The organism is uncultured Oscillibacter sp. (genome assembly GCF_950073225.1).
GTDB lineage: Bacteria > Bacillota > Clostridia > Oscillospirales > Oscillospiraceae > Oscillibacter.
Genome location: NZ_CATMPS010000022.1, coordinates 33,210 through 45,954 on the forward strand (window position 1 = coordinate 33,210; position 12,745 = coordinate 45,954).

The 12,745-nt window shown below is 53.1% G+C and carries 11 protein-coding genes and 2 pseudogenes; 10 read left to right on the top strand and 3 right to left on the bottom strand.

All coding sequences use genetic code 11. The features are described from left to right. The first annotated feature begins 417 nt into the window (after positions 1 to 417). From Q1M04_RS10985 to Q1M04_RS11030, 10 genes and pseudogenes are all read left to right on the top strand, one after another. Positions 418 to 1,671, top strand: a complete 1,254-nt coding sequence (locus Q1M04_RS10985) for a hypothetical protein (protein WP_300447754.1) — start codon at positions 418 to 420, stop codon at positions 1,669 to 1,671. Positions 1,672 to 1,842: 171 nt separating this feature from the next. After that, positions 1,843 to 3,162: a phage/plasmid primase, P4 family gene (locus Q1M04_RS10990; protein WP_300447757.1), complete on the top strand. Its 1,320-nt coding sequence runs from the start codon at positions 1,843 to 1,845 to the stop codon at positions 3,160 to 3,162. Between the two features lie 420 nt (positions 3,163 to 3,582). After that, positions 3,583 to 3,804 (top strand): DUF6471 domain-containing protein, encoded by a 222-nt coding sequence (locus Q1M04_RS10995; RefSeq protein WP_300447759.1) that lies wholly within the window; start codon positions 3,583 to 3,585, stop codon positions 3,802 to 3,804. A 32-nt stretch (positions 3,805 to 3,836) separates the two neighbouring features. Continuing rightward, positions 3,837 to 4,130, top strand: a complete 294-nt coding sequence (locus Q1M04_RS11000) for a hypothetical protein (RefSeq protein WP_300447762.1) — start codon at positions 3,837 to 3,839, stop codon at positions 4,128 to 4,130. Between the two features lie 96 nt (positions 4,131 to 4,226). Continuing rightward, positions 4,227 to 5,843 carry a recombinase family protein gene (locus Q1M04_RS11005; RefSeq protein WP_366140824.1) on the top strand — a complete coding sequence of 539 codons (1,617 nt, stop codon included), beginning with the start codon at positions 4,227 to 4,229 and terminating at the stop codon, positions 5,841 to 5,843. 313 nt (positions 5,844 to 6,156) lie between these two features. After that, positions 6,157 to 6,570 (top strand): recombinase family protein, encoded by a 414-nt coding sequence (locus Q1M04_RS11010; RefSeq protein ID WP_300447775.1) that lies wholly within the window; start codon positions 6,157 to 6,159, stop codon positions 6,568 to 6,570. Continuing rightward, positions 6,453 to 7,364, top strand: a pseudogene (locus Q1M04_RS11015) (CD1108 family mobile element protein); the annotation flags it as partial. The gene Q1M04_RS11010 and the pseudogene Q1M04_RS11015, both read left to right, overlap by 118 nt. A gap of 316 nt (positions 7,365 to 7,680) precedes the next feature. Next, positions 7,681 to 9,207 (top strand): annotated as a pseudogene (locus Q1M04_RS11020) (YodL domain-containing protein); the annotation flags it as partial. A 3-nt stretch (positions 9,208 to 9,210) separates the two neighbouring features. Then, on the top strand, positions 9,211 to 9,900 hold the full coding sequence (locus Q1M04_RS11025; protein ID WP_300346611.1) for a hypothetical protein: 690 nt from the start codon (positions 9,211 to 9,213) through the stop codon (positions 9,898 to 9,900). Next, positions 9,900 to 10,103 carry a transposon-transfer assisting family protein gene (locus Q1M04_RS11030; protein WP_300346609.1) on the top strand — a complete coding sequence of 68 codons (204 nt, stop codon included), beginning with the start codon at positions 9,900 to 9,902 and terminating at the stop codon, positions 10,101 to 10,103. The genes Q1M04_RS11025 and Q1M04_RS11030 overlap by 1 nt, the downstream gene beginning before the upstream one ends. Before the next feature lie 357 nt (positions 10,104 to 10,460). On the opposite strand, the gene Q1M04_RS11035 is transcribed toward Q1M04_RS11030, so the two are convergent. The 3 genes from Q1M04_RS11035 to Q1M04_RS11045 all read right to left on the bottom strand — a co-directional run. Next, on the bottom strand, positions 10,461 to 11,024 hold the full coding sequence (locus Q1M04_RS11035; RefSeq protein ID WP_300346607.1) for an SLATT domain-containing protein: 564 nt from the start codon (positions 11,022 to 11,024) through the stop codon (positions 10,461 to 10,463). Between the two features lie 27 nt (positions 11,025 to 11,051). After that, entirely contained in the window at positions 11,052 to 11,855 is an 804-nt protein-coding gene (locus Q1M04_RS11040; protein WP_300346605.1) for an SMODS domain-containing nucleotidyltransferase, read from the bottom strand. A 555-nt stretch (positions 11,856 to 12,410) separates the two neighbouring features. Then, the coding region (locus tag Q1M04_RS11045; RefSeq protein ID WP_300447766.1) for a cysteine-rich VLP protein at positions 12,411 to 12,745 on the bottom strand (335 nt) is incomplete at its 5' end.

Here is a 12,745-nt window from a genome sequence, read left to right on the forward strand (position 1 = left end):
TCATGTTTTTTGAAACGGAGCTGTCATGCTGTTAGCCTGTTTTTCTCGATTTTGCTCATAACCATAGTAGAGAGCCGTTGACTGGACGCGCCGGGAGCGTATCAGTCAGCGGCTCTTTTTTCGGAAGTCAGAGGACTTCCGAAAAATGCGGGAGTGCAGAGGGCCGCAGGCCCTTTGCGCCGAGTCCAGAGCGGCGAGCGTCTGGTCAGTGTCCAGAGGTGAAACCTTTGGGGCGGGTGCAGGGCGGCAGCGCCTGCTCAGGTGTCCAGAGGGTGAAACCCTTGGTCCAGTAGGATTGATGCTTGCGTCAATCCATACTGGGTTATTATCTGGCGCAAAGCACTCAGATTCGGCGGCTTCGCCGCCCCCTGGCTACTCCCGGAACAGCAAAAAATGAAAAACAGGAAGGAGAGCAAAATGGCAAAAAGATTAACCCGGCACAACGGGAGAGCCGGAAAAAGCGGCGTCTACAAATCAACGCACAACGACCGAACCTTTGATACCGAACACGCCGGCCACATTGACAGTGAGCGGATTCAGCAGAACATCTATTGGGATTGCTTCCGGGGCGCGACCTATCCGGCCCAGCAGGACGGCGAGGTGTCCTTTGCGGATGTGGAACGGGCCTTTTATCTGAACCGCTACTCAGATTATCTTGACGGCCAGCATGAGCGGAACGCCAAACGCCGCCACTCCGAGCGTGACCGAAGCGTGGATGATCTGCTGGCAGACAAACGCTTCTGCCCGGAGGAAACAATTTACCAGATCGGCACAATGGAGGATTCCGTTTCCCCGGAGGTGCTTCTGGAAATTGTCGGGGAATTTATGATGGAGCTGGAGCGGCGCTTCGGTGAACACATCCATGTCATTGACTGGGCGCTCCATCTGGATGAGGCCACGCCCCATATCCATGAGCGGCACGTTTTCGACTATGTGAACCGGTATGGTGAGGTGGAGCCAAAGCAGGAAAAGGCACTGGAAGCACTTGGCTTTGAATTGCCCGACCCTGAGAAAAAACAGGGGCGCACCAACAACCGAAAGATGGTCTTTGATGCGGTCTGCCGCGTCATTCTTTTTGATATTTGCAGAAAACACGGTCTGGCGGTCGAGGAAGAACCTGACCCCGGCAACCGTGGGCGCAGCTATCTGGAGAAGAACGACTATATCATTCAGAAACAGAAGAAAGTGATTGCGGAGCAGGAGACGGCGATTGAAGAAAAGGCACAGGCGTTAGAGGCCGTGTCGCTTCGGCTGGAGGATGCCGAGGCCCTGATTGATAAGGTCACGGAAATTGCTTACGACAAGGCTGTGGAGTTTGTGACCGATGCCGTCCGCGCCGAAACGCAGATGCAGGATGAGAAGATCGTTTCCGATTACAAGGACTGGTGTCTGGCCCCGGAGCGGCGCTTTTCCACAGCGGAGAAAGGGCTGATCGGCAAGGTGCTGGGAAAGGCGCAGGAGCTGATCCACAAAGCCGCTCAAAAGGTGCTTGCCAGAGTGCAGGCGGTTTTGCGAAAGCCGGAGGTCAGAGCCGCTGCCACCAGACAGATCAAAGAGAAGGCCAGAGAATCCGTCTTTGCCAAGCTGGAACAGGGCAGGGCCGAGATTGCCAGACGGGACGCTGAGCGCAGAGCGGCGCAGTCCACAGCAAGGCACAGCATGGAGCGGTGATTGCTATTACACTGGCAGAGGGAATTTTGGTAGCCGCTGCCGAAATTCCCTCTGTCATGTTTTTTGAAACGGGACTGTCATGCCATTAGCCCGGTTTTTTCAGATTTGCTCATAACCATAGCAGGAGGGCGCGATGGACGCCCGATTTTTACAGATTGGAGGTATGCGAGAATGAATGAAAATGAAGAATTGCAGTCCGGGTTTCCCGACTGGCTGACAGAGGACTACAAACTCATAGAGCCGGAGTTCTGCCGGACGTTCCTTCAGGAACATCCCATGCGCTGCATCCGGGGGCGGTTCTACACGGTGGACGGGCTGGTGGCGGACGAGAGCGTCTTAAAAAAGGAAATCTACGACCAGATCAGCCCGTGGCTGGAAACCAAAATCGCCCGAAAGGTGGACGAGCTTCTGAACGCCCTGCGGATGGCGGCGTACTCCGAGCCGATAGAGTTGGAGTGCGACCGTATCCATGTTGCCAACGGCACATTGTTTGTAGATGGCCGCTTTACGCTGGAGAAAGCCTACTGCAACAACCGCCTGACCGTCAGCTATCGGCCCGACGCGCCGCCGCCGGAGAAGTGGCTGCGCTTTCTGACGGAGCTGCTGTACCCGGAGGACATCCCCACCTTGCAGGAATATCTGGGCTACTGTCTGCTCCCCACCACCAGAGGCCAGAAGATGCTGATGCTCATTGGCAAGGGCGGCGAGGGCAAGAGCCGGATAGGACTGGTGATGCACTCCATCTTTGGGGACAGCATGAACACCACCAGCATCCAGAAGGTGGAGAACAATCGGTTCAGCCGCGCCGACCTGGAGAGTAAGCTGCTGATGGTGGACGATGATATGGACATGAGCGCCCTGCCCAAGACCAACTATATCAAGTCCATTGTCACATCCGAGTGTAAGATGGATATGGAGCGCAAGGGCGTTCAGAGCTACCAGAGCCAGCTTTATGTGCGGTTCCTCTGCTTCGGCAACGGAGCCTTGACTGCCCTCCATGACAGGTCTGACGGCTTCTTTCGCCGCCAGATCGTGCTGACCACAAAGGATAAACCGGCAGGAAGAGCAGACGATCCGTTTCTCTCGGACAAGCTGATTGCGGAGCGTGAGGGTATTTTCCTCTGGTGCCTGGACGGGCTTCACCGCCTGCTGGTAAACAATTACCGCTTCACCATCAGCGACCGAGCTAAGGAGAACATCTCTGTTGTGGTCCGGGAGGCCAACAACATTGTGGACTTTCTGACCTCAACTGGCTATGTCCAGTTCAAAGCGGACAGCGAAGCCGCTACCCGTGACCTCTACGCCGCCTATAAGGTCTGGTGCGAGGATAACGCAGAAAATTCGCTTTCCCCCAAGAGCTTTTCCGGCTTCATGGCCCAGAACGCCGATGTCTACCAGCTGGAGGCCACCAACAATGTGTATATTGGCAGCGGCAAGCGGTGCCGGGGCTATGTGGGCATCGAGGTCCTGATAAGGCCGACTGCATTATGAACAGAGAAATGAAATCATCCGTACATGCGTACACAAGTACACACCCCCTTGTACCGATGTACGCATGTACGGATAGTTTTGAGTTCGCTCTTATTCCTTATAGGCGGTCAAGCTGACCTGGCCTCAAAAAGCCGGGTCAAAATTCAAGCCTTGTGATTTTCGTGAAAAATGTCATTCAGAGGTGAACAGGTTACGCTCATGAGTGATTTACGAAACCGTGTATCCGTTTTACGGACAAGCGGTCTTTCCCACGGTTCCGGCGGGTATCCCACGAAACTGTGAAGTGGATAGGTGGCCTTTATGACCTGGGCTTCATGATAGCAAATCTGAGCGGAAATTACAACTGTAAAAGTCTTTATCATTCCGTAAAAACGCTTTACGGAATACAAAATCAAATTCATCAGAAAGTGAGGGAAAAGAATGAAATCCGATATGAGGAACGAAATCAAGGCGTACATTATGCGCCAGGGGATGACCATGCAGGAGGTGGTGGACATTCTCGCTGATGTGTACGGCTGGTCGGACAGCGTGTCCAATCTGTCCAACAAGCTCCAGCGGGAGTCCCTCCGCTACAAAGAGGTTGTCCAGCTTGCCGATGCGCTGGGCTATGACATTCAGTGGGTCAGGCGCAAGGTTGACTGACCCAACAGACTACGAATTATGGAGGTACTTGATTGAACGATTTTGAAAACTATGAATACGACCCCATTGACCTGTGCGCCTGCTATGAGCCGATGTTTGAAGCACCGCAGGAGCTAATTGACGAGTGGGCAGCGGCCCGCGAGTTTGAAGAACCGGATGGAGTTCCCACCTTTTATGTGGAGGACGAGTACGGAACGCTGTACTTTTACTACGGCAATACCCGTATCCGGGTCGCTGAGCATTTCAATGACAAGGGAAAGCCCATTGGGACACTGATCGAGGATGTAATCCGCTATTCCGCTGCCCATCAGACGGAGAAAAACTGATAGATAAGAATTGAAATCAGCCTGCGCTTATGGTATGATTGCACCAGCATGAGTATTGTAAGCGCGGGTTGTTTCATGATTGAAGGAGGTAACATTTTGAAACAACCGCAATATAACACCGCGCTTTATATGCGTCTCAGTCGAGACGATGAGTCCTTTGGCGACAGCGTTTCCATTGAAACCCAGCGCACCGTCCTCACCCAGTATGTCAGAGAACACCCGGAGTTCCATGTGGTGTCCGAATTTGTGGACGACGGATGGAGCGGAACGAATTTCGACCGGCCCCAGTTCAAGCGGATGATGGAGGAAATCGAGGCAGGGAACATCAACTGCGTCATTACGAAAGATTTATCCAGATTTGGCCGCGAACACATCATGATGGGCTACTACCTGGAGTTCGTGTTTCCGAAGCTGAAAGTCCGCTATATCGCCGTCAACGACAACGAAGATACCGACAAGGGCTTGTCAGACTTTGTTCCGTTCAAAAATCTCATAAATGAGTTCATGGCAAAAGATACCAGCCGCAAGATTAAGGGCGCGTTTCGGGCAAAATTTCTCAACGGTGAGAGGGTCAATTACCTGGCTCCTTTTGGCTACCGGAAACACCCTGACATCAAGAACAAGCTGATGATCGATGAGGAAACCGCCTGGATTGTCCGCAAAATTTTCGACCTTTCTTTCCACGGTATGGGGGTCAATCGAATTTCCAAACTCCTGATGGATGAAAAAATCCCGTGTCCCGGATGGTTCCAGTATACCCGCAACGGAGGCTGCGCTCATTTCTTTGAAGGCCAGCCGGAGGAGAAGCGGTATGTCTGGTCCAAAACACATGTTACAAACATTCTGAAGGATGAAACCTATATCGGCAACACAATTCACCACCGTCAGGGAACGGTTTCCTACAAAAACAAAAGGGTGGTCCGCAATCCGCAGGAAAAATGGCTTCGCATTGAAGGAACCCACGAGGCGATCATCGAAGCAGACGTTTTTGAAGCGGTGCAGAAACAGATCGCCAGCCGCCGCCGGGAATGCAAAGATCACAGCTCACAGATTTTCGCCGGCCTTTTGAAGTGTGCTGATTGTGGGTGGTCGATGCGCTATGGTATCCAAAGCAGCGCCAGAAATCCGTATGCCTACTACAAGTGCGGCAAATACAGCGACTTTCAGACCAGGGGCTGCACCTCGCACTATATCCGCTACGATGCGCTCTACGCCTATGTGCTGGCGAGAATACAGCATTGGTCGGCGCGGGCCATCCAAAACGAGGATGCCCTTCTGAACCAGCTTCTGAGTGCCGGAGACCGGGAGCGAAATGCCGCTAAAAAGAAGCAGACTGCGGAACTGAAAAAGGCCACGAAGCGCAAAGCCGAGGTTGACGGGCTGTTTGCAAAGCTCTATGAGGACTGGGCGGCTGGACGCATTACGGAGTACAACTTCAATATGCTCACCGCCAAATACCAAGCCGAGCAGGGCGAACTGGAGGAGAAAATCGACACTCTGACTGCGGAACTTGATACGGTAAAGCAGACGGAAAGCGATGCCCGGAACTGGATTGACCTCATCCGGCAGTATGCCGACCCTACGGAACTGACCGCTCCTCTGCTGAATGCCCTGATTGAGAAAATTGTTATCCATCAGAGCGTTAAGGGCGAGGACGGCGAGCAGGAGCAGGAGATTGAGATTTTCTACCGCTTCATCGGCAAGATTGATTGAACACTGGAATTTGTATCCTTAACAGAACTACACGGACGTTGTGTTTCCCAGCCTGGGGTGTCGGTTTGTTTCTGTTCTGGACTGTTTGGACAGCGAGGGCGATAACACGGATATGCTCCACTTCCGCAGTCTGATGAACGATTACCATTTGCGGGACCTGAGCAGTAAAATCAAATCGGTGCTGCACAGCAAAAAGGCCAGCGGTCAGTTCATTTCCGCATACGCCCCCTACGGCTACCGCAAGAGCGCCGGGGACAAGCACAAGCTGGTCATTGATGAGTACGCTGCCGGTATCGTGCGCCGGATATATGATATGCGGCTGGCGGGTACGGCCTACGGCCAGATCGCCGCCGCCCTCAACCGGGAGGGCATTACCTCGCCGCGTGTCTACTGGAGCCAGATCAACGGCAAGGACAGCTGCAAAGCCGCCCAGCTCTGGACCTATGCAACGGTAAAAACAATTCTCCACAATGAGGTCTATAAAGGAACGCTGGTAATGAATCACACCGGCACCCGTTCCTATAAGGACCACACGCAGATCGGCAAGCCGGAAACCGAGTGGATTCGTCATGAGGCGCTGCATGAGGCCATTGTTACCGCAGAGGAATGGAAAACGACTTACAGCGGCAGATCGACAACATCCCCAGCGCCTACCCCGGCTATGACGAATACCGCTACGATCTGGACGAGATCATCCACAACCCCCATGAATTGGCTGCTTTCCTGACTTCCATCCTCCCGCGTTACACGCTGGCCGAGGTTCAGGCGGAGTTACAGCGGGTATTCAACAAGCAGTACACCCTTACCACCACCACGACGGTTGAAGTCCGCTACCGCACGGAAACCCGAACGGATAGCGAGGGCAACAGCTACACCGTCCAAGTCCCCTATAACTATTACATCCTCAATGTGAAGCTGACCGCCCGCTCTATCGCGTCCATCGCCCCGGAGCTGCTGACCCCGGAGCAGTTGGAGATGTTCAATATCTATCTGGAAACAAGCGGCAACAATCCCCTTGTGTTTGGCGGCGGTTCCTACGACATCAGCGCGTCCGAGGACATCAGCGGCGTTCATTTTGTCAACGGGACGAGGCCGGGCAATACCGCCGTGGTGGACATCGCGAAATCACAGGTGGGGAATGTGAACGGCCAGCCCTATTGGAGCTGGTACGGCTTTGACAGCCGTGTGGAGTGGTGCGCCTGCTTCGTGTCCTGGTGCTATAACCAAATGGGCTTGACCGAGCCAAAATTTGCTGGCTGCACGTCCGGGGGCATGGCATGGTTCCAGTCACGGGGCCAGTGGGCCAACCGGGGGTACAGCGACATTGCCCCCGGCGACGCGATTTTCTTCGATTGGGACAACAGTGGCAACGCCGACCATGTGGGCATCGTGATCGGCACGGACGGTACGAATGTCTACACCGTGGAGGGCAACAGCGGAAACGCCTGCAAGATCAAGAGCTATCCCCTGAACAGCAGCGTTATCCGAGGTTACGGATCTGTATTCTCTGCCCCTCCATGACGATGTGAGGGAGCGGGCGGAACGGACGCTGGTGGAACGGGAGGCCCAAGCTGTCCCGCCCGCCGTGGAGCCGACGCCGGAGGGCATTTCCGCCGAGCTGTACGACCTGATGTGCGCCTATGACCCGGAATTTATGAAAAACTATGAAAACCGGGACGATCAAATCAACGGGACTATCCGGGAAATGCAGGCGGTTGGCCCCACGTCCTTTGAGCTGGTGATCGTGGGCATCCGGGACGACGAACAGGCCCCCGCCGCCCTCCGGGAACGCGCCGCCGCCCTGATGGACACCATCGACCGCTACAAGGAGCTGAACAACACCTTTTCCATCTATCAGATACGGGGCGGGCCGGAAACACGGGATTTCCGCTTTGAGCCGTACTACCGCCTGCTGGCGACCGGGCGGACGGTTGACCCGGCGAATTATGACTTGGTATATACCGCCCCGCTTCGGGACATTGACACGCTGGAAAGCATTTACCGCCAATTCAACATCGACCACCCCGCCGACTTCACGGGACACAGCCTTTCCGTTTCCGACGTGGTGGTGCTTCGTCACGGCGACCGGCAGGAGGCCCATTTTTGCGATGATGTGGGTTTTCGGGAAGTGCCGGAGTTTTTAAGAGAAAATCCCCTGCGTACCGCCGAGCTGTCCACCGAGCAGAACGAGAACATGATCGACGGCGTTTTGAACAATGCCCCGTCCCCCGGCGAGATTGCGGCCAAGGAGGAAGCTGGGGAGCCGGTTGCTGAACAGCCGCCGCAGGCCGATACCCCGGAGCAGACGGAAGCCCCGGAGCAGGCCCCCGTTCATTATTACACCATCAACGAGGGAGCGGCCCGCCGTGCCAAGGAAGCCAACAGCTTTTACGACTACAAGCCCGGAAGCGCCACGGCAGAATACCGCAGTATGGTGGACAAGGCGGTGGAGATTGCCCAGCGGCAGAAAAAACGGGTTGACCCGGATTTTCACGATAGGATAGACCAACTTCTTGACACCTACGCCCGCCTGCTGGCGCAGAACATGAATAAGGGCTATGAGATCGCCGCCCGCGTCCCCTCCGTGATGATCGCCGGGCCTGCCAATTTCCCCGTGAAGAAAAAGCAGAAACAGCTTGCCGCCGATGATAAGAATATGCAGGAATGGCAGGATATTCAGGGCTTGCTTGACAAAATCCGCAGTACGGGCATGGGCGGCATCAGCGCCGACGACCCCAACGCCATTGAAAAGCTGCAAGCCAAGCTGGAAAAACTGGAAGCCACGCAGGAAATGATGAAAGCGGTGAACGCCTACTACCGCAAGCACAAGACCCTGGAGGGCTGTCCTCACCTCTCCCAAAAGAGCATTGAGGCGTTCCAGTCCGGCATGGCCGGGGGCGGCGGGAGAAGCCCCTTTTTGCCCTGGCAGTTGTCCAACAATAACGCCACTATCCGGCAGGTGCGGAGCCGCATTGAGCAGTTGACCCGCCAGCGGGAAAATGTCTTTGTGGGCTGGGAGTTCGACGGCGGCACGGTGGAGATCAACCGGGAGGCCAACCGCCTGCAAGTTTTCTTTGAGGGCAAGCCAGATGAGGCCACCCGGAGCATCCTGAAAGAAAACAGCTTCCGTTGGTCGCCCAAGGCCGGGGCGTGGCAGCGGCAGTTGAACGACAACACCTTTTGGGTGGTTGACCGCATTTCGTTCCTGCGGCCCCTCTCCGGCGAGAAGCCCAGCGAATTGCAGATCAAGGCCCGGCAAGCACAGCAGGAAAAGCCCTCCATCCGGGCGCAGTTGAAAGCGGCCAAGGAGGGCCAGCAGCCGAAAGCCCCTGCCAAGGATAAATCGCAGGATTTGGAGGTGTGACGATTGCGAAAATATGAGGATGTGGACATCATCGCCTCCCTGGGGGCGGTGATGGAGCTGAATACCGAGCATTACAAAAGTGATTTCCGCTATGACATGGAAATGTTCATGGAGGCGGCGCGGCATCCCACCGAGGAAAACACCCATTTGCTGTGGCTGTCCCGCCGCTGTGGAACCGAGTGCTTCCGGGAGCGTGACGTTTATCTGAAAGAGAGCCAGGCAAGCCACACCTGGGCGTTCCACGCCACCACGGGGGACAGCATTTTGGCCTACGCTGTGGAGATCACTGGCCTGCGGGACGGCAAGGTGATGGGCAATCTCTATGAGCTGGATTACCGTCAGCACGCCGCCAAGCTGGGACAACAGGCGCTTCCCATTCAGGAAGTCAGTCTGAAATTTGAGGACGGAACCGAGGGCCGTTATCCCTATGAGCAGTACAATCACGGCATCTATGGGATGGTTTCGGAGCATGGCAAGGTGGTAAGCAGACACTATGAGCCGGAGAGCGAGGACGCCTTGCGGGGTTTGCTGACCGCCGCCCGCCAAGGCAGGCAGAAAAACCGTGCGGCCACGTTCAAGATCAAGATTGGCCGCAAGCCCTCTATCCGAAAACAGCTTGCCGAGGCTAAGAGCGCCGCCGCCCCGAAAAAGGCCCCGGCCAAAACGAAAAATCACGAATTGGAGGTAGGATAATGGTACATTTCACGGTTGAGGAAGAAAACCTGGTCTGTGTCTACTACAAGGCCGACCGGCGCAGGACGATGGGCCGCATGACCGCCGCCCTCCCCGATATGGACAGGGATATGCAGGCGTTGGCCCGGCAGACGATCAGGAAATTGGAGGCCATGACGAACGCCGACTTTGAGGATATGCGCTTTCTCTTTACGGACGAGTAACAGGGAACCGGCGCGGCAGGTTAGGCGCTGACAGGCAGCAGAATGGGTAATACGACCTGCGGGAAAGGTACAGACGCAGCGCGGGTGTACCTTTTCCGCAGGTGCCGCAAGCGGCCCGCCGGAGGCGGGGCGCTTGCGTAAACGGTAGACGCTGGGGGTATCAGAAAAGCAGGACGTGGAGCCGGTAGAATGGCCCCGCGTCCTGCCTTATTTTTTGCCGGTTTTCTACGCATTTAGAACGCCGTTTCAGCGGGTATTTGATAAATCATTCAGCCACCCCAACGACCGGCCCCCGGAAGCTCTGAAAACAGCGGGCTTTTATCCCTCTGAATGCGTAGGCCATAGCGAACTATTATTTTAATTTTCGGGCGTACCTTTTCGCAAATGCTCTGGTAACATCTGATCAATCTCCGATGATCTAAAGAACTGTTCTTCATTTTCTTTAAGAGCTTTTTGTGCCGCCATGTAACTCTTTGCATTAGTTTTTGGCGCAGATTTGTAGATTTCTGCTGTTTGCTCTTGCAATTTATCCCGTATGCTGACTATTTCCTGTTCACTCAATGTGTCAAAATCCGTTAGTAAAGACACATACTTTTCTCGTATTATCCATAAATCATCCGACGTCGAACGATGTCTCCTAATGTCATCGGCCAAATTGAAATCTTTGATATATAAATTTAAGCCAAGCAAGGCAGTTGAAACAATGGCACTAATCCAGGATAATACTGTTTGATCCGATATTACTGCTGTCAAAATTCCGCCAGTAGTGACAGCAGAAAGTATAATCTGCCAATGCTTAATACCCTGATTTTTATTTGTGAGCTGCTCTGCTTGTTTTAGATGAGTTGTATAGGTATAAACAAGCCGCCCGTATGCCTCACGGATTTGAATTTCTAACGCCTCTTTATGCGATTGACCCACCAAATTGTCTCTCCCATCATTGAGTAATTATTCCGCCATGTACTGCAACACTTTTCGTAAACAAATCATACTATCGCTTGTATCAATCGACTGTCCACTTCCAGGAGCCGTTAAGCAAAGCGGGAAAAATTGGCCGGAATGTTGATTTAAGTAATCAAGCAATGTTCTTTCATAATCGCCCCATTCAGATGTTGAACTTTCTCCATCTGAAAGCCATCGCCAGTTACCCATCGCCGCATAGACAAAACTGTCAATAACTATCCCAGATAGATGGTAACTTTTGAAGTGTTCATCCCGGATGCGCCTAATATGTTTGCAGGTGTCATACAAAAGGCCATCGCTACTACTATTTTTCTTTTTCATAGCATCTTGCTCTGCCTTTGGGTTTGTAGACCGCCAATTCCCACCCATGTTTGTATCAGGGTATTTATATGTTTCATCCCAATTTCTAAATGCGGGAAGGATTTCAAATTGAATCCCATCGCTGAAATTTATCTTCACGACCTGACCATCGGCACGAATATCGCTACGCGGATAGGTGGTCAATATAGCATTTCTAACAGCTTGTAATAAACGTGACTGCCCATTACCCTTTATAACATCGTATCGGCCATATTCCCGTTCTGGCAATTCAACCAAAATATCAAGATCACTTGTGTCTATGGCTGTTCCACGGCCATACGAACCAACATAAAAACTGTGTTGTGTGTCACTTGTAATATCCCAAAATTCACGATTTATCGCTTTTGTCACAGACCGATACCTTGTAGAAATAGTAGACCTGACTTCTTTCTCAATTACTTCTCCATGCTTACAAACTGGCACTCCCATAGAAATGACCTCCTTACCTGACTACGATTTGTTAAATTATACCACATATCACCTCAAATATCAAGTTTGCATTAACTAAGAAACTGGGACGCAGAGTTGAAATGTTGGCCTCCGCGCCCCAGCTTTTTATGTCCATTTTCTATGCGTTTAGAACACCATTTCAACGGATGTTTGATAAATCATTCAGCCATCCCAACCACTGGCCCTTGGAAGCCCTGAAAACAGCAGGTTTTTATCCCTCTAAATGCGTAGGCTGATTATCTCCCGATAAAGCGGATAATATCGCCATCTCGTGAAACATACCCCGCGGACACCAATGTTTCTAAATCACTGTCGAACATCACTTCAGCGCCTTGAACTATTCTCGGTTGCTGTGGTGGAAGATATTTGTGTCTCAATTCCTCGTATGTTATCTCTTTGGCATTTGATATAACCTGCAAAAGGCTATAATTGTATATTGGCTCAAATCGCATATTCCCTTACTCCTTACAAAGTTTAATTTACAGCTTGCTATTTTTGCGGCAGTATTCCAGTTAAGTGATATTGCAACAATAATCATATATCAAATTTCTTGCTGTTGCAAGAAATTTCCCAATATCTTTTCCTCTGCCGTTCGGCCTCCTTACGGCGGCGCATTTTCTTGGCGCAGGCGGGGCAGTATTTCGCCCGGTTGGACTTCGGCGTGAAACTGGCCCCGCACTCACAGCACCGTTTCAAATGGTCGTGGCCCTTTGTGATCTCGGCGCACAGAACAGCGTCCAGTGGGAGGACAGCCGCCCGGAACCAGCGACACAGCAGGGAGTAGGAAATGCTCTGCACACAGATACATTCCTCCCCGTCGTCCAGCAGGAGGCAGTTGCCGCCCACGTTGTTGCAGCACTCCCGCGTCA